The organism is Arthrobacter livingstonensis (assembly GCF_003219815.1).
GTDB lineage: Bacteria > Actinomycetota > Actinomycetes > Actinomycetales > Micrococcaceae > Specibacter > Specibacter livingstonensis.
On sequence record NZ_QJVD01000003.1, the window covers coordinates 112,249 to 128,670 of the forward strand.

At 66.2% G+C, this 16,422-nt stretch carries 14 protein-coding genes and 1 tRNA gene; 9 read left to right on the plus strand and 6 right to left on the minus strand.

All coding sequences use genetic code 11. From position 1 onward, the window contains the following. Nucleotides 1–272: 272 nt before the first annotated feature. Nucleotides 273–2,174 (plus strand): ABC transporter ATP-binding protein, encoded by a 1,902-nt coding sequence (locus tag CVV68_RS04070; protein ID WP_110499732.1) that lies wholly within the window; start codon nt 273–275, stop codon nt 2,172–2,174. Nucleotides 2,175–2,257: 83 nt separating this feature from the next. On the opposite strand, the gene CVV68_RS04075 is transcribed toward CVV68_RS04070, so the two are convergent. The 5 genes from CVV68_RS04075 to CVV68_RS04095 all read right to left on the minus strand — a co-directional run bounded on the left by CVV68_RS04075 (nt 2,258) and on the right by CVV68_RS04095 (nt 5,421). Then, nucleotides 2,258–2,665 carry an NUDIX hydrolase gene (locus tag CVV68_RS04075; protein WP_110499733.1) on the minus strand — a complete coding sequence of 136 codons (408 nt, stop codon included), beginning with the start codon at nt 2,663–2,665 and terminating at the stop codon, nt 2,258–2,260. Nucleotides 2,666–2,689: 24 nt separating this feature from the next. Further along, nucleotides 2,690–3,025, minus strand: a complete 336-nt coding sequence (locus CVV68_RS04080) for a YnfA family protein (RefSeq protein WP_110499734.1) — start codon at nt 3,023–3,025, stop codon at nt 2,690–2,692. Nucleotides 3,026–3,596: 571 nt separating this feature from the next. Beyond that, nucleotides 3,597–4,523 carry an EamA family transporter RarD gene (gene rarD / locus CVV68_RS04085; protein WP_110499735.1) on the minus strand — a complete coding sequence of 309 codons (927 nt, stop codon included), beginning with the start codon at nt 4,521–4,523 and terminating at the stop codon, nt 3,597–3,599. 122 nt (nt 4,524–4,645) lie between these two features. Continuing rightward, a tRNA-Arg gene (locus CVV68_RS04090) sits at nt 4,646–4,717 on the minus strand. A 62-nt stretch (nt 4,718–4,779) separates the two neighbouring features. Next, nucleotides 4,780–5,421, minus strand: coding sequence for a hypothetical protein (locus CVV68_RS04095; protein WP_110499736.1), 642 nt, complete (start codon nt 5,419–5,421; stop codon nt 4,780–4,782). 60 nt (nt 5,422–5,481) lie between these two features. Between CVV68_RS04095 and CVV68_RS04100 the strand changes: the two genes are divergently transcribed. The 5 genes from CVV68_RS04100 (at nt 5,482) to sucD (ending at nt 12,208) form a co-directional block, all read left to right on the plus strand. Further along, complete coding sequence (locus CVV68_RS04100; protein ID WP_245933324.1) at nt 5,482–6,489, plus strand: inositol monophosphatase family protein; 1,008 nt, start codon at nt 5,482–5,484, stop codon at nt 6,487–6,489. A 107-nt stretch (nt 6,490–6,596) separates the two neighbouring features. Next, nucleotides 6,597–9,200 (plus strand): DNA helicase PcrA, encoded by a 2,604-nt coding sequence (pcrA, locus tag CVV68_RS04105; protein ID WP_110499866.1) that lies wholly within the window; start codon nt 6,597–6,599, stop codon nt 9,198–9,200. Nucleotides 9,201–9,247: 47 nt separating this feature from the next. Next, a complete protein-coding gene (locus CVV68_RS04110) occupies nt 9,248–9,937 on the plus strand; it encodes a hypothetical protein (RefSeq protein ID WP_146238817.1) in 690 nt (229 codons plus the stop codon). A gap of 184 nt (nt 9,938–10,121) precedes the next feature. Beyond that, on the plus strand, nt 10,122–11,291 hold the full coding sequence (sucC, locus tag CVV68_RS04115) for an ADP-forming succinate--CoA ligase subunit beta (RefSeq protein WP_110499738.1): 1,170 nt from the start codon (nt 10,122–10,124) through the stop codon (nt 11,289–11,291). 14 nt (nt 11,292–11,305) lie between these two features. Then, a complete protein-coding gene (sucD, locus tag CVV68_RS04120; RefSeq protein ID WP_110499739.1) occupies nt 11,306–12,208 on the plus strand; it encodes a succinate--CoA ligase subunit alpha in 903 nt (300 codons plus the stop codon). Between the two features lie 167 nt (nt 12,209–12,375). Here sucD and CVV68_RS04125 read toward each other — a convergent pair whose 3' ends face one another. Next, nucleotides 12,376–12,834 (minus strand): MarR family winged helix-turn-helix transcriptional regulator, encoded by a 459-nt coding sequence (locus tag CVV68_RS04125; RefSeq protein ID WP_110499740.1) that lies wholly within the window; start codon nt 12,832–12,834, stop codon nt 12,376–12,378. Nucleotides 12,835–12,982: 148 nt separating this feature from the next. Between CVV68_RS04125 and CVV68_RS04130 the strand changes: the two genes are divergently transcribed. From CVV68_RS04130 to CVV68_RS04140, 3 genes are all read left to right on the plus strand, one after another. Beyond that, entirely contained in the window at nt 12,983–14,185 is a 1,203-nt protein-coding gene (locus CVV68_RS04130; protein WP_110499741.1) for an MFS transporter, read from the plus strand. 51 nt (nt 14,186–14,236) lie between these two features. Then, nucleotides 14,237–15,073: an aldo/keto reductase gene (locus tag CVV68_RS04135; RefSeq protein ID WP_110499742.1), complete on the plus strand. Its 837-nt coding sequence runs from the start codon at nt 14,237–14,239 to the stop codon at nt 15,071–15,073. A 285-nt stretch (nt 15,074–15,358) separates the two neighbouring features. Beyond that, nucleotides 15,359–16,363, plus strand: coding sequence for a substrate-binding domain-containing protein (locus CVV68_RS04140; RefSeq protein WP_245933325.1), 1,005 nt, complete (start codon nt 15,359–15,361; stop codon nt 16,361–16,363). Nucleotides 16,364–16,422: the final 59 nt, after the last annotated feature.

Below are 16,422 nucleotides of genomic sequence, written 5' to 3' on the forward strand. Positions count from 1 at the left end.
ACATTGTGTTACGCTCTTTTTGCGCTCGTGATTTGACGCACATTGCGGGACTGTACTAAGGCTCCAAAATAAGGCATCCCGCCCGGACCGCGCTGGACCAGTCCCCTGACGGGGGGTGGAATGGGAACCGAAGCCGGAAGCCGGAGCACGGGTGGCGGAGCCCCGGCGTCGGGCGGGGAGTTACCCGGCAGCACGCAGCACGCGGGAATTCCCAGCAGCCCGCGGGTCGCTTAAGCTGGTAGCTTGCCCAACCCTCTATTAAGGAACACCGCATGAGTATGGAAGGCGCCGCCTGGAGCTCCCTGTGGAGCACCATGCGATCCAGCAAGAGCAACGCCGGCATCTCCAAGGACACGCTGCGCCGGACGGTGGCGTTTGCCAAGCCGTACAGCCGCAAACTGCTGGTGTTTGTGGTGCTGTCCGTGATCTCCGCCGCGCTCGCCGTGGCCACCCCGGTGCTGGCCGGACGCGTGGTGAACGCGATCGTGGCGAAGGCCGCCGTGGACGTGGTGGTCAACCTGGCGCTGCTGATAGCCCTGGTGGCCGTGCTCGACGCCGGGCTGTCGCTGGTGATCCGCTGGATTTCGGCAAACCTGGGCGAGGGCGTCATCCTGGACCTGAGAACCGCCGTGTTCAACCACGTGCAGCGCATGCCGATCGCCTTTTTCACGCGGACCCGCACAGGCGCGTTGGTCAGCCGGCTCAACAACGACGTCATCGGCGCCCAGCAGGCCTTCTCCGGCACGCTGTCCGGCATTGTTTCCAACTCCGTTCAGCTGGTGCTGACCCTCATCGTCATGCTGAACACTTCCTGGCTGGTGACACTGCTCGCCCTGGTGCTGCTGCCGATCTTCCTGATGCCTGCCCGCCGCTTCGGCAGCCGGCTGGCCGGGCTGCGGCGCGAGGCCGCCGACCTGAACGCGGACATGAGCACCCAAATGACGGAGCGCTTCTCCGCCCCGGGTGCCACGCTCGTGAAGCTCTTTGGCCGCCCGGCCGAGGAATCACGCGAATTCTCCTCGCGCGCCAACCGCGTCCGCGACATCGGCGTGCGCACGGCCGTCATGCAGTTTGTGTTCTTTTCCGCCCTGATGCTGGTCTCCTCGCTGGCCCTGGCCCTGGTGTACGGCCTGGGCGGCGCGCTGGCCATCGGCGGCACGCTCAACGCGGGCGACGTCGTCGTGCTGGCCCTGTTGCTGACGCGCCTCTACGCCCCGCTCACCGCCCTGGCGAACGCCCGCGTGGACATTATGAGCGCGCTGGTCAGCTTTGACCGCGTGTTTGAGATCCTGGACCTGAAGCCGCTCATCAAGGAGAAGGAGCTGACGGTGGCTTTGCCGGCAGGGCCGCTGGGCGTTGAATTTTCCGGCGTCCGCTTCGCCTACCCCTCGGCCGACAAGGTATCGCTCGCCTCGCTGGAGGACGTGGCCGTGCTGGACACCCGCGGCGGCGAGGAGGTGCTCCACGGCATCTCCTTCCGCGCCGAGCCGGGGCAGACCATCGCCCTGGTGGGTTCCTCCGGCGCCGGCAAGTCCACCATTGCGCAGCTGCTCTCCCGCCTGTACGACGTCGACTCCGGCGCCGTGCGCATTGGCGGCGTCGACGTGCGTGACCTGTCCTTCGACGGGCTTCGCGCCGGCATTGGCATGGTCACCCAGGACGGGCACCTGTTCCACGAATCGATCCGCTCCAACCTGCGCCTGGCCAAGCCGACGGCCACCGACGGCGAGATCTGGGACGTGTTGGGCAGGGCGCGTCTTGAGGACTTTGCCCGCGCGCTGCCGGACGGCCTGGACACCGTGGTGGGGGAGCGCGGCTACCGGCTCTCCGGCGGCGAACGCCAGCGCCTGACCATCGCCCGGCTGCTGCTGGTCCAGCCCGCCGTCGTCATTTTGGATGAGGCGACGGCGGCACTTGACTCCACGAATGAGGCCGCCGTGCAGTCTGCTCTGGGCGAGGCGCTGGAGGGCCGCACCGCGGTGGTCATTGCGCACCGGCTCTCCACCATCCGCTCCGCCGATTCCATCCTGGTCATTGAGGCCGGGCAGATTGTGGAACACGGCACGCACGACGAGCTGATTGTCAGGGGCGGGCGCTACGCCGAGCTCCACGACACCCAGTTCGCCCAGGCCGTCGCCGCCGTCGCGGACGCCGCCATTCCCGAGGAGGGCTGACACTTCTTGGATCTGTGTTGCGCTTGTTGGACGAAATCAGGCTGGAAACCGCTTTCTTCGTATAACAACTGCAACACAGATATTTAGGCGCTAAGCCGGGGCAGGACGTAGTCGGTCAGCAGCGGGGCGAGGTCGTCGAAGTCTGCCGCCCGGGCGGGGTCCATCCAACGCAGTTCGGCAATCTCGGCCGCGGCCTCAATGCCGGCTGGCGCCCAGCTCCCGGGTGCGGTAAAGACGGTGGCCTCAATGTCGGTGTTGGATTCGTTGGCGGCCGTCCCGGTCCATACGCCCATCAGCACAAGGTCCGAGGCAGCCACCTGGATGCCCACTTCTTCCGCCAGTTCGCGGGACCCGGCCTCCGCGGCGCTCTCCCCGGGCTCCGGCTTGCCGCCGGGGTGCATGAACTTGGCGGTGCCGGACTTGCGCACCGTCAGCAGGCGCCCGTCCCGGTCGTAGACACAAACGGCCGATACCCGCAAACAGTTCTTCACGGCTTCGATCCTAACTTCTCCGTTTCAGGCCGGACGCGGGGCGAACATGATGACGGATACGCCAAAGAGGCACACCATGGCGCCGATAACGTCCCAGCGGTCCGGCATGAACTTGTCGAAAACCATGCCCCACACCAGCGACCCGGCAATGAATACGCCGCCGTAGGCGGCCATCACCCGGCCGAAATTGGCGTCGGGTTGCATGGCGGCGATGAAGCCGTACGCGCCGAGGGCGATGACGCCGAGCCCGGCCCACCACCACGCACGGTCCTCGCGCACCGCCTGCCACACCAGCCAGGCCCCGCCAATTTCAGCGACGGCGGCTAGGGCAAACAGGACAATGGTTTTGGCGATGGTCATGGTTCAGTCTCCCAGCGCAAGTCAGGCAGACGCACACCGGCCCGGTTCCCGGGGACGTCAACATCTGAAGGTGCTGTCCATCCCGCTGCCTTGGTTGCACGGCCAGTACAGGACTCTTTCGCGTGGCATGCAAGGCGCCGCCCTGCTTCAGGCCGCTTCTTGGCCCGTTTTGAGGTCCGAGCCGGCGCCGCGGGGGCACTGTTCGTCCAGCTGGCGCGGAACGTTCGCGGCGACCGCGTGCGGACACGCCTGGGTCCGGTGCCGGTGCCGGTGCGCCAGCCCTGGACGAGGCGGGTTGGCCCGTCATCACCTCGTCATGACGGATGGCCGATTGTCGCGAACCACAACGGGCCAATGCGGCGACCTCCGGGGTGAGGTAACGGTTGGGCTGGTGTTAGACGTTGGATCGGTGGTTACAACGCGGTTTTGATAGCTAACACCAGCCGAATCGTATCTGGCACTGCTAACACCAGCACAACTGAAGTCCGGGCGGCCAGGGCGGCCGGTCCCCGGTGACCAGTGCTTGTTGAGAGCCGTGCCCCGAGGCGAGACAGGGACGGCCACTTCTCTTTCATCTCAACCCAAGGGGGTGTGCGGAACGGCGGCCGTCGACGGCCAGGAACACCAGTGCCAGCAGGATGGGGCCGTACGTCAGCAGCGCCGACCAGCCCAGCACCTCGCCCAACAGCAGCGACACCCCCACCAGCAGCACCGGCTCCACATAGCTGAGCAGCCCAAACAAGGACAGCGGCAGCCATTTGCTGGCCAGCAGGTAAAACAGCATGGCCAGCGCGCCCAGGATTCCGATGGCGCCGGCACCCCAGTAGCTGGTGTGCGGTGCCATGCCTGAAGCGCCGGCACCCAACAGGCCGTGGCCGGCCACCCCATGCGGGCCGGTAAGAATGAAGAAAATGCCCAGGGGCAGCATGGCCAGCAGCTCGGCGGCAAATGCGGCGAGGTTGTCAGTGCCGAGCTTGCGGCGCAGCACAAAGTACACGGGATAGGCCAGGCACACCACCAGGGTGGGCCAGGCCAGGCCGCCAGCGGAGAACGCCTGGTGCGCCACCCCGGCCGCCGCGGCCGCCACCGCCAGTTTCCGCAGCACGCTGAGCCTGTCGCCGAAAAACAGGCGCCCGGCGACCACCATGGTCAGCGGCAGCAGGAAGTAGCCAAAGGAGACGGACAGGGCCATGCCGTTCAGCGGAGCCCACATGAACAACCACAGCTGTACGCCCACCACTACGGCGGCCAGGGCCCCGGGCAGGAGCATGACCGGCCTGTTCCGGACCAGGGCAGCCAAGGCGGAAATTTCGGCCCGGCCCCGTGCCATCAACGGCAGGACCACCGCCAAGGTGGCCAGGGTGAGCACCACGCGCCACCCGAAAATTTCCTCCGCGCCCCAGCCCGGAAGGGAGCCGGCGATGAAGAAGATGACGGCGAACAGGGCCGACGCCGCGACGGAAACCGTCACGCCGCGTGCGGCAGTGTGAGTGCTCATGAATGGACCCTGCCACAAGTAGGAAACCGGCTCAAAACGCGTCCTTCGCGGCCGCTGCGGACAGACCCAAATTGCACATCTGAAGGAATGCCGCGCCGGGGATCGAACCCGGACAAAAAAAGTGCCCCCGCCGGGGATCGAACCCGGATTTGCCCTTTAGGAGAGGGCCGTCTTATCCATTGGACTACAGAGGCGCGTCAACCAGCCTAGCGGAACAGGTTAACAAGTAAAAAAACCGCGGGACGGCTGGGAAAAATCAGGCCGGGGCGGGGCCTTCCGTGACCGGGCCGGCTTTCTTTCGGCGGCCCGCGTACAGAGCCACGCCCAGCCCGGCCAGGGAAACCACCAGCAGGAACCACGACGAAACCACCAGCCACGAGGCCACGGTGACCGATCCGGCGTCGAGCGTTTTCGCCGAAAGCGTGTTGTCGATGGCCACATTGGCCCACAGCTGGGCCCCGGCAAAGAGGATCGGGAAAACCCACAGCAGGCGCCGGAGCCACTTTTTGGCCACGTTGATGGCAATGAGCGTCATGGCCGTGAGCCCAAACACCAGCGGGAACAAGGTGCCGGCCGTCTTGTGCACAAACTGCAGCTGCCCCATCGCATCGGCATTCATGGCCGAGCGGAGCGCCTCGATGTGCCCGCCGCCGAAGCCGAACACCATGGAGTCGGGCATGGCCAGGCCGCCGGAAAGGTCGGTCATCTGGTTCAGCGTCAGCAGGTGGAAGTACCAAAACAGGAACAGGCTGGCCACGGCGCCGGCAATCAGGATGAGGTTCGCGTTGCCCTGGGCCTTCGCCGGGGTGCGCTGCGTGCTGGCATTGACGACGGCGGCACTCGGGGGAGTGGCATGGTCGCCATGCTTGGCGGCGCGCTGGGCGGGAGTTTTAGCCATGGAACCATTATTGCCCAGTTCCCACCGGCGGAGTTTTCGCAGCCGGATTAGGGTGGGTACATGCCCGAACATCTGGACCCCGGCCTGGCCGACAGTGACCTCGCGGCCGCCCTGGTGCGCAACGCCGGCCGGCTCGCCCTTCGAATGCGTGACCGCGGGCTGGAGGCGCTGCGCAGCACGGCCACGGAGAAGGCCAATGCGGCCGACGTCGTCACCGCCGCCGATATGGCTGCTGAGAGCTATGTGGTGGAGCAACTCCTGCGCTGCCGCCCGCACGATTCCATTGTCGGCGAGGAGGGCGCCGCGCACAGCGGGTCGACCGGCCGCACCTGGGTGATCGACCCCGTGGACGGCACCTGGAACTTTTACAGCGGATCGACGTACTGGTGCTCGGCGCTGGCCCTGACGGAGGCCGGGCACGACGCCGGGACCTCCGTGGGTGCCGACCTCGCCGCCGCGCCGAGTGTGGACACGGCCGGCGCTTCCGCGGCCGATCCCGCAGATACGTCGTCTGGCTCGTCACCGGCTGGCCCGCCGGGTGCCGCTACGGCCGGAGCCGGCGCATCACCGTCCAGCCCATCGGGTGCCGATGCGCTTGCCGACGCGGACGTGCTGCTCGGCGCCATTTACCAACCGCAGGAGGACAAGCTGTGGTTGGGCGGACTGCTGCAGCCCGCAACCCTGAACGGCGTGCCGATTGGCGTGGATCCACGCCAGGATGTGGGCGCGCTGGCGGCCGTGACCTACCTCCACCCGGGCTGGCTGGCCGAACCCCGCGCGGCCGTTCCGTGGCAGCGGGCAGCCAGACTTCCCGCCACGCTGCGCATGCTCGGCTCCGGCTCCTGCGACCTCGGGCGCGTGGCCCAGGGCGAGCTGGGCGTCTGGTTCCAGCACAGCTGCCCGGCCTGGGACTGGCTCCCCGGAAAGGCCATTGTGCGCGCGGCGGGCGGGGGCACCGCCGTCGTGCGGGTCAACGGCCTGGACTGGTTTGTGGCCGGACCGGCGGGGGCCGTGCAGGCAATCCAGGCCGCCTTGGAATCCGCTGATCCGGCCGTGAGTGGTCAGTAGTGGCTGCTTTGGGGCGTTAAAGCAGCCACTACTGACCACTCACGGCGGCTGTGGGGGCTGCGGGAGGAATGTCAGTGAGTCCAACTAGACTGGACACCACCATGGACATGTTGTTTGACCCTTACGCCAAAAAGCCCAAACCCGCCGCGGAACGGGCCGCCGCGTTCCAGGACAGCCTCCCGTCGGTACCCCCTGTGTGGCAGCCCGCAGACCGGGACGATCCCGGGATGGACGAGCCCGAATTTCGTGAGCCCGAATTCGACGGTGGCGCCGGCCCGGGCACCGACGGGCACCCTGACCGGGACGCAGCGGCACCGGCGGGCCGCTGGCCGGACGCAGCCAGCCTGTTGGAGGGCATGAACCCGCAACAGGAAGCGGCGGTGCTCCATGCCGGTTCCCCGCTGCTGATCGTGGCCGGTGCCGGTTCGGGCAAGACCCGGGTGCTCAGCCACAGGATCGCCTACCTGCTGGCCACCGGGCGAGCGCACCCGGGGCAGATCCTGGCCATCACCTTCACCAACAAGGCCGCCGCGGAAATGCGCGAACGCGTCAGCAGCCTCATTGGCGACGCCGCGAAGACCATGTGGATTTCCACCTTCCACTCATCGTGCGTGCGGATTTTGCGCCGCGAGGCCAAGACCATTGGGCTGAACTCCAACTTCTCCATCTATGACTCCGCCGATTCCCTGCGCTTGATCACGCTGGTTTCCAAGGGACTGGAACTGGATCCGAAGAAGTTTGCGCCCAAGGCCATCATGCACAAGATCTCCGCGCTGAAGAACGAGCTCATCGACGACGATGAAAACTCCCTGAACACCAACTTCAACGAACCCTTTGCCGCCGCCGTGGCCGAGGTCTACAAGGGATACACCCGGCGCCTGCGCCAGGCCAACGCCATGGACTTTGACGACCTCATCGCCCAGACCGTTTACATGTTCCGTGCGTTCCCCGGCGTGGCCGATTCCTACCGCCGCCGCTTCCGCCACGTACTGGTGGATGAGTACCAGGACACCAACCACGCGCAGTACGCGCTGGTGCGGGAGATTGTCGGGGCCGACGGCGGGCCGGAGGCCCCTGGCGCCGGAGGCACCGGCCAGGCGCCCGGGATTGAGCCGGCGGAGCTGACGGTGGTGGGCGATTCCGACCAGTCCATCTACGCCTTCCGCGGGGCGGACATCCGCAACATCGTGGAGTTTGAAAAGGACTACCCGAGTGCGGCCACCATCAAGCTGGAGCAAAACTACCGCTCCACGCAGAACATCCTCAGCGCCGCCAACGCCGTCATTTCCCGCAACCCCAACCGGCGCGAGAAGCGGCTGTGGACGGCCGAGGGCGACGGCGAGAAGATCATCGGCTATGTGGCCGAATCCGAGCATGAGGAAGCCCGCTTCATTGCCGAGGAAATCGACCGGCTCCAGGACGAAACGGAGCTGCGCCCCGGCGACGTCGCCATCTTCTACCGCACGAACGCCCAGTCGCGGGCCATCGAGGACATCCTGGTCCGCACCGGCCTGCCCTACCGGGTGGTGGGCGGCACCCGCTTCTACGAGCGCAAGGAGATCAAGGACGCGCTGGCCTACCTGCGCGCCCTGGTCAACCCGGACGACGACGTGAACATGCGCAGGATTCTCAACGAGCCCAAGCGCGGGATCGGCGACCGCGCCGAGGGCGCCCTCGCGTCGCTGGCCGAACGCGAGAGGATCTCCTTTTCCGCCGCCCTGGCCCGGGCGGATGAGGCCCCCGGCATGGCTACCCGCTCGCTCAATGCCGTCAATATCTTTGCCAAAATGATGGGCGATCTCGGCGAGGTGGCCGCCAGCTCCGGCCCGGCCACGTCGCTGGAGGCGGTGCTGGAACAGTCGGGTTACCTGGAGACGCTGCGGAACTCCACGGACCCGCAGGATGAGTCGCGCGTGGAAAACCTGGCGGAATTGGTCGCCGTCGTGCGTGAATTTGAAAAGGACAACCCCGAGGGGACGCTCGGGGAGTTTCTGGAGCAGGTGTCGCTGGTGGCGGATGCTGACCAGATCCCGGATGCGCCGGGCGGCTCCGAGGCGGAGGCCGCGGCGGCCGTGGCCGAGGCCAAGCGGCTGGGCGTGGTGACGCTCATGACCCTGCACACGGCCAAGGGGCTGGAATTCCCGGTCGTGTTCCTGACCGGCATGGAGCACGGGATCTTCCCGCACTCGCGTTCGGCCACCGACCCGAAGGAGCTGGCCGAGGAACGCCGCCTTGCCTACGTGGGGCTGACCCGTGCCCGCAAGCGCCTGTACCTGACCCGGTCCGAGGTCCGCAGCCTCTGGGGACAGAGCCAGTACAACCCGGCCAGCCAGTTCATCGAAGAGGTGCCGGCCGAGCTGATCGAATGGAAGCGCGAGGGAATGGCCCGCATGACCCCGCCCATCGGCGGCGGCTTTGGTACCAGCCGGTACTCCGGGTCCTCCTGGGGGGCCGGCTCGGCCGTGGGCGGTCGCGACTCCGGCCAGCTGCCGCCGAGCATCTCCGCCCGGGCCGCCGCCGGCAGGGTGCAGCCGCAAAAGGAAGTCATCTCCGTCGGTGTCGGGGACACTGTCAACCACACGGCGTTTGGCGACGGGACAGTCTCGGCCGTGCAGGGTGCCGGGGATAAAACCGTGGCCACGGTGCAGTTCAGCATTGGCGAGAAGCGGCTGCTGCTGCGATACGCACCCCTGACGAAGGTGGAAAACTGAACCGGGGCGGGCGGCCGGCAGCCCTGCTGACGCTGGTCTGCGCCTTGGTGTGCCTGGCGCTTTCGGGCTGCATCACCGTCCCCACCGAGGAGCCGGCGCCCGCCAGCACCCCGGCCGCCGGTCAGCCCAGCTACGTTGACCGGCTCAAGGCCACGCCGGTGGACAAGCCCACGGACGGTGCCGCGTCCGGCACGCTGCCGCAATTTGTCACGGACTCCCGCAACATTGCCTGCGTCTTCACCACCTCACGGGCCGGCAACCTGAACCAGCCGTGGGAACCGAATAACTACGGCGACGCGGCCAACGCCAAGGCCCCCACCATCCCCGTGGTGAACTGCGAACTGGCAAGCTACCCGGATCCGTCCGCGAAGGACGTGACGGACGATTGCGCCGGCACCTCCATCGGCTACCTCGGCGGCACGGCGCTGCTGTCCCCGGACAAGGTGGGCTACGGCGGCTGCCGGGCAGGCGCCACGGCGGTGGAGGCTTCCTTCGGCACCGATGGAACAGCCAGCGAAGTGATGTCCCAGATCCCGGTCCTGGAACAGGGCAGGGCCATGGAGGCCGAGGGCTACCGCTGCGCACCCATGGACGACGGCGTGGCGTGCGCCAATCTGGCCACCGGGCTTGGGTTCTTTGCCGCCGCCGAGAAGTACGAGCTCTTTGGCCCCGGGCACAAGGCGGCCAGTCCCGCATCGGCAGCGACGCCCAAGGTGACCACCGCCAAAGCCGGCTGAGGCGGCTGGGGCCGGGACACGGCGTCGTGCGGGGAGGCTGTGCGGGGCGGCACTTTTGTGACTGGAATAACCCCCAACGCTGTGGTGCCAAGTGAAAATATGTGCTTGTCTGGCAAGGCGGTAGTGTGTGAAAAGGGGTTTTGCACCCCATGATTACTACTTCGACGTAGAAGGACACAAATCCGTGGACCTGTTTGAATACCAGGCGCGCGACATGTTTGAGGCTCACGGAGTTCCCGTGTTGGCCGGCATCGTGGCGCACACCCCTGAAGAAGCAAAGGCAGCAGCCGAGAAGATTGGCGGCGTCACCGTCGTCAAGGCACAGGTGAAGGTCGGTGGCCGCGGCAAGGCCGGCGGCGTCAAGGTCGCCAAGACTGCCGATGAGGCGTTCGAGCACGCCACCGCGATTCTTGGCATGGACATCAAGGGCCACACCGTTAACACGGTCATGATCGCCCAAGGTGCAGACATCGCCGAGGAGTTCTACTTCTCCGTCCTGCTGGATCGGTCCAACCGCAACTACCTGGCCATGTGCTCGGTGGAAGGTGGCGTGGAGATCGAGGTCCTGGCCGTGGAGCGCCCCGAGGCGCTGGCACGCGTGGCCGTTGATCCGGCCGTCGGCATCGATGCGGCGAAGGCTGACGAAATTGTCGCCACCGCAGGTTTCAGTGCCGAGCTGGCCCCCAAGGTGGCCGCGACCATCATGAAGCTGTGGGACGTCTTCGAAAAGGAAGATGCCACGCTCGTTGAGGTCAACCCGCTGGTACGCACCGGCGCCGGGGACATCCTGGCCCTGGACGGCAAGGTCACCATCGATGAGAACGCCGACTTCCGCCACCCGCACCACGCCGAGCTCGAAGACGCCGCTGCAGCTGACCCGCTGGAAGCCAAGGCCAAGGAAGCCGGCCTGAACTACGTCAAGCTCGACGGCGAAGTTGGCGTCATCGGAAACGGTGCCGGCCTGGTCATGTCGACGCTGGATGTTGTTGCCTACGCTGGCGAAAACCATGGCGGCGTCAAGCCCGCCAACTTCCTGGACATTGGCGGTGGAGCGTCCGCCGAGGTCATGGCCAACGGCCTGGACGTCATCCTCAACGACCCCCAGGTCAAGAGCGTGTTTGTCAACGTCTTCGGCGGCATCACCGCCTGTGACGCCGTCGCTAAGGGCATTGTCGGCGCACTGGCCGAGCTGGGGTCCGCTGCCAACAAGCCCCTGGTTGTCCGTCTCGACGGCAACAATGTTGAGGAAGGCCGCCGCATCCTCAACGAGGCCAACCACCCGCTGGTCACCCTGGCCGCCACGATGGACGAGGGCGCCGACAAGGCCGCCGAACTCGCCAACGCTTCGAAGTAGAGGTCTGGAAAACTATGTCTATCTTCTTGAACAAAGACTCCAAGGTCATCGTCCAGGGCATCACCGGCGGCGAAGGCACCAAGCACACCGCACTCATGCTCAAGGCCGGCACCCAGGTTGTTGGCGGCGTGAACGCACGCAAGGCCGGCACCAAGGTTGTCCACGGCAATGTTGAACTGCCCGTTTACGGCACCGTGGCAGAGGCCGTCGCCGAGACCGGCGCCGACGTCTCCATCGTGTTCGTTCCCCCGGCCTTCACCAAGGACGCCGTCGTTGAGGCCATCGAAGCCGGCGTGCCGCTGGTGGTTGTCATTACCGAAGGCGTGCCCGTGCAGGACTCGGCCGAGTTCTGGGCCCTGGCCCAGTCCAAGGTTGACGCCTCCGGCAAGCAGGTCACCCGCATCATCGGCCCGAACTGCCCCGGCATCATCACCCCCGGCGAGGCGCTGGTCGGCATCACGCCGAACAACATCACCGTCAAGGGCCCCATCGGCCTGGTGTCCAAGTCCGGCACCCTGACCTACCAGATGATGTACGAGCTGCGCGACCTGGGCTTCTCCACAGCGATCGGCATCGGTGGCGACCCCGTCATCGGCACCACGCACATCGACGCCCTGGCTGCGTTCGAGGCGGACCCCGAGACCAAGGCCATCGTCATGATCGGCGAGATCGGTGGCGACGCCGAAGAGCGCGCGGCCGAGTACATCAAGGCGCACGTCACGAAGCCCGTAGTTGGCTACGTTGCCGGCTTCACCGCGCCCGAGGGCAAGACCATGGGCCACGCAGGCGCCATCGTCTCCGGCTCCGCGGGTACGGCCCAGGCCAAGAAGGAAGCACTTGAGGCTGCCGGGGTCAAGGTTGGCAAGACGCCGTCCGAGACCGCCACGCTGCTGCGCGAAGTCTACGCAGCACTGTAATTCTGCCGCTGAGCGCGGCCGCCGCACCGGACAACCGGTGCAGCGGCCGCGCTTTTTTGTGGGTCCAGGGGCTCCGGATGCCGAAACGGACTATTGAGGCCGATATATCGGGCTCGAATCTCCGTTTCGACATCCGGACTGCCTCCGGGGCCGGCGTCGAGCTTGGCCTAACGGCTGGTGACGCCCGCGTGGAGTTGGGGGAGGGCCTGGACCAGCTGCGCCAGTTCGGGGAGCTGTTCCGCCTCGGCCAGGGCGCATTCAAGCGCTTCATCGTGGACCGGCCGGGCCCGGTGCAGCAGAGCGGAGCCGGACTCCGTCAGCTCGGTGTAGATGCCGCGTCGGTCGTCCTGGCACAGGATGCGCGTGAGCAGCCCGCGGTCCTCCAGGCGGTTGACCAGGCGGGTGGTGGCGCTGGGGCTCAGCGCGGTTGCGCGGCCCAGCTGCTGCATGCGCATGTGCCAGCCGTCCTGCCGGTTCAAGGCGTCCAAGACCGTGAATTCCACCACTGACAGTTGCGCCCCGGCCTGCAGCGCCTTTTCCAGCCCCGCCTCGATCATGCCGTGCAGGGCGGCAAGCGTCCGCCAGCCCTGGGTCCTGATTTCCAAGGCGTCGTCCCTGATGCCCATTTGATTTCCTTCCTGAGGAGCCGCCCATCGGCACACAGCAAAAGTAGTTGCTTGCGCGTCATAGTTGCTTGTGCAACAATATATACAGCGCCTGCAATTACGAGCTTACGCCGCATATATCCCACAACCAAGTTTTCTAAGGAGAATCATGCCTCTTGGCCTGATAGCCCTGGCCGTTGGCGGCTTTGGCATAGGACTGACAGAGTTCGTCATCATGGGGCTGCTTCCGGAAGTGGCGGCCGACTTCCATGTCAGCGAAGCCACGGCGGGCTGGCTCATCTCCGGCTATGCCCTCACGGTGGTGGTGGGCGCGCTGCTGGTCACCGCGGCCGTCACCAGGCTGCCCCGCAAGCCGGTGCTCGCCAGCCTTTTGCTGCTGTTCATCGCCGGCAATCTGATCTCCGCAATTGCGCCGGATTACGCGGTGATGATGGCCGGGCGCATCATCGCCGCACTGTGTCACGGCGCTTTCTTTGGAATCGGTGCCGTGGTTGCATCCGACATGGTGGCCCCGAACAAGAAGGCCGGAGCGATTGCCATCATGTTCACCGGGCTGACCGTGGCGAACGTGCTCGGCGTCCCCTTTGGCACCCTGCTGGGCCAGCACGCCGGCTGGCGCGCCACCTTCTGGGCCATCACGGTCATTGGCGTCATCGCGCTGATCGGCATTCTGGCACTCGTCCCGAACATCGCCCGGACTGAGGAACCTGCCGGACTGCGCGGGGAACTGCGTGCGTTCAAGTCACGCCAGGTTTGGCTCTCGATCGCTGTCACCATTCTGGGCTACGGCGGCATGTTCGGAGCCTTCACCTACATCGCCTTTACGTTGACGGAGGTCAGCGGATTCGCGGCCACCACCGTGCCATGGCTGCTGGTCCTGTTCGGGGTTGGCCTGTTCATTGGCAACACGGTCGGAGGCAAGGCTGCGGACCGCAACGTGGACAAGACGCTCCTGGTGGTGATCTCGGTCCTGGCCGTCATCCTGGTCCTGTTTGCCCTGACCGCCACCAGCCAGGTCATGACAGTTGCGGCGCTGTTCCTCATGGGCGGCTTCGGCTTTGCCACCGTCCCGGGCCTGCAGATGCGCGTCATGAAACACGCCTCCTCCGCACCCACCCTGGCCTCGGGCGCCAACATTGGCGCCTTCAACATGGGCAACGCCCTAGGCGCCTGGCTGGGCGGCGTCGCGATCACGGCGGGACTTGGCTACACCTCACCCATCTGGGCCGGCGCGGGCCTGACGGTGCTGGGGCTGGTCGTGATGGCCGTGGCCGCCGCGGACAACCGCCGTCAGGAGCGCACCTTTGCCGCCGTGAACGCCAAGTCTGCCGCCCTTCCGGCCAACGCCTGACCAGCCAATTCCCGGCCAGCCACTTTCCAAACGTCCATTCAAGGAGAAATTATGAGCACCGCGGCAACACAAAACACCATCACCCTGAACAACGGCGTGGAAATGCCCCAAATCGGCTACGGCGTCTTCCAGGTGCCCGACGCCGAGACCGAGACCGCGGTATCACTCGCCCTGGCCGCCGGATACCGCAGCATCGACACCGCCGCGATTTATGGCAACGAGGCCGGCGTGGGCCGCGCCCTGGCCGCCTCCGGAATTGCTCGGGAGGAACTGTTTGTCACGTCCAAGCTGTGGATCGAGGATCTCGGCTTCGACTCGGCCTTGGCCGCGTATGACTCCAGCCTGCAAAAACTGGGCCTGGACTACCTGGACCTGTTCCTGATCCATTGGCCGGCCCCGGCAACGGATGCTTTCCTGGAATCCTGGAGGGCCCTGGAAGAGTTGCTGGCCGAGGGCCGCGTGAGGGCTGTCGGCGTTTCCAACTTCCTGCCCGAGCACCTGCAGCGCATCCTGGACGCGGGCCGAATCGTCCCGGCCGTCAACCAGATAGAGCTCCACCCGGCGTTGCAGCAGCGCACCATCGCGGACTTCAACGCCGCGCACGGCATCGCCACCGAGGCGTGGAGCCCGCTGGCCCAGGGCGGCGTGCTCAGCGAGACCGCCATCACCGACATCGCCGCGGCCCACGGCCGTACGCCGGCGCAGGTCATCCTGCGCTGGCACCTGCAGCAGGGCCGGGTCATCATCCCCAAGTCCGTTACGCCGTCGCGCATAGCGGAAAACCTGGACATCCTCGACTTCGCGCTGACGGATGCCGAGCTTGCCGCGGTCGACGCCCTGGAGCGCGACGGGCGCACTGGCCCGCACCCCGCCGGGTTCAACGGGTAGCTCCCAAGCCCCATCCAAGTACGACGCCGGGCCGTCACCTTTCGCACGAAGGGTGACGGCCCGGCGTCGTACTGCCACGTGGTGCGGGGTGAGGTATAGCCTCGATGGTGTTGCGCAGGCGTTGTGGACCGTAACAATCACGAAAAGGCCACAAATCCACGTTAAAACATCCTAATGTCAGGACAAACTATTGACTTTAGTGATTCTCGTCACGATGATCTAGGTAGCGGAATTTACTGGCCGGGCAACGATGCTCCGGCATGAGTCCCAAGAAGGAGACTGCAAGTGAAAAGGATTTCCTGGCAAAGGCTGGCCGTAGTTGCCGCCATCGTGCCGATGCTCGCATTGAGCGCTTGTTCAAGTTCAGGCGGGCGCCCCGCCGAAACCGCAGCCGGCGGCGGCAGTGGCGGACAGGTGGCCACCACGCCGAGCATTAAGATCGCGCTCATCACCCACGCCGGCCCGGGCGACACGTTCTGGGACATCGTCCGCAAGGGCGCCCAGGAGGCGGCCACGAAGGACAATGTTGACCTGCTGTACACCTCCGACCCCGACGGCGGCCGGCAGGCTCAGCTCGTCCAGCAGGCCATCGACCAAAAGGTGGCCGGCATCGCCGTGACCCTGGCCAAGCCCGATGCGCTCAGGGATGTGCTAAAAAAGGCCGAAGCCGCTGGCATCCCGGTGGTCAGCCTGAACTCCGGTGGGGACGTGTTCCAAAGCGTCGGCGCCTTCACGCACTTTGGCTCGGATGAAAGCGTCGCCGGTGCCGCCGTGGGAACGAAGCTTGCGGAGGAGGGCATAAAACACCCGATCTGCGTGATCCACGAGCAGGGCAACGTGTCCCTGGAAGCCCGGTGCGCCGGCGTCAAGACCAAGGTGCCGGGAACTGAGATCCTCTATGTGCAGGGCACGGACATGACCCAGGTGTCCTCGACGGTCACCGCCAAGCTGCAGTCGACCCCAAGCGCAGACGCCATCGTAGGACTGGGTGCGCCGTTCACGGCCACCATTGTCAAGGCAGTGACGTCCCTGAACCTGGCCGGCAAGGTCAAGGTCGTCTCCTTCGACCTCAACGCCGAGCTGATCCAGTCGATCATCGACGGCAAGGTTGAGTTCACGGTTGACCAGCAGCCGTGGCTGCAGGGTTACGACTCCGTGGACGCATTGTGGCAGAACTACCGTGGCGGTTTCAAGGTTGGCGGCGGGCGGCCCGTGCTGACGGGGCCGGCCATCGTCGACAAGACCAACGCCCCGGCGATTCTCAAGTTCGCCAAGGAAGGCATCCGCTAAGGATGGCTTGCCTCCGGGTCCGCGGGGTGCACCCGCGGACCCGGGCAAGACAGGAGAAA

What these genes read in the sequence shown, in the direction of transcription:
- CVV68_RS04130 (WP_110499741.1), top strand. Translation starts at nt 12,983, where the DNA reads ATGCCTCTTGGCCTGATAGCCCTGGCCGTTGGCGGCTTTGGCATAGGA.
- CVV68_RS04125 (WP_110499740.1), bottom strand. Translation starts at nt 12,834, where the DNA reads ATGGGCATCAGGGACGACGCCTTGGAAATCAGGACCCAGGGCTGGCGG.
- CVV68_RS04100 (WP_245933324.1), top strand. Translation starts at nt 5,482, where the DNA reads ATGCCCGAACATCTGGACCCCGGCCTGGCCGACAGTGACCTCGCGGCC.
- CVV68_RS04070 (WP_110499732.1), top strand. Translation starts at nt 273, where the DNA reads ATGAGTATGGAAGGCGCCGCCTGGAGCTCCCTGTGGAGCACCATGCGA.
- CVV68_RS04095 (WP_110499736.1), bottom strand. Translation starts at nt 5,421, where the DNA reads ATGGCTAAAACTCCCGCCCAGCGCGCCGCCAAGCATGGCGACCATGCC.
- CVV68_RS04135 (WP_110499742.1), top strand. Translation starts at nt 14,237, where the DNA reads ATGAGCACCGCGGCAACACAAAACACCATCACCCTGAACAACGGCGTG.
- rarD (WP_110499735.1), bottom strand. Translation starts at nt 4,523, where the DNA reads ATGAGCACTCACACTGCCGCACGCGGCGTGACGGTTTCCGTCGCGGCG.
- CVV68_RS04080 (WP_110499734.1), bottom strand. Translation starts at nt 3,025, where the DNA reads ATGACCATCGCCAAAACCATTGTCCTGTTTGCCCTAGCCGCCGTCGCT.
- pcrA (WP_110499866.1), top strand. Translation starts at nt 6,597, where the DNA reads ATGTTGTTTGACCCTTACGCCAAAAAGCCCAAACCCGCCGCGGAACGG.
- sucD (WP_110499739.1), top strand. Translation starts at nt 11,306, where the DNA reads ATGTCTATCTTCTTGAACAAAGACTCCAAGGTCATCGTCCAGGGCATC.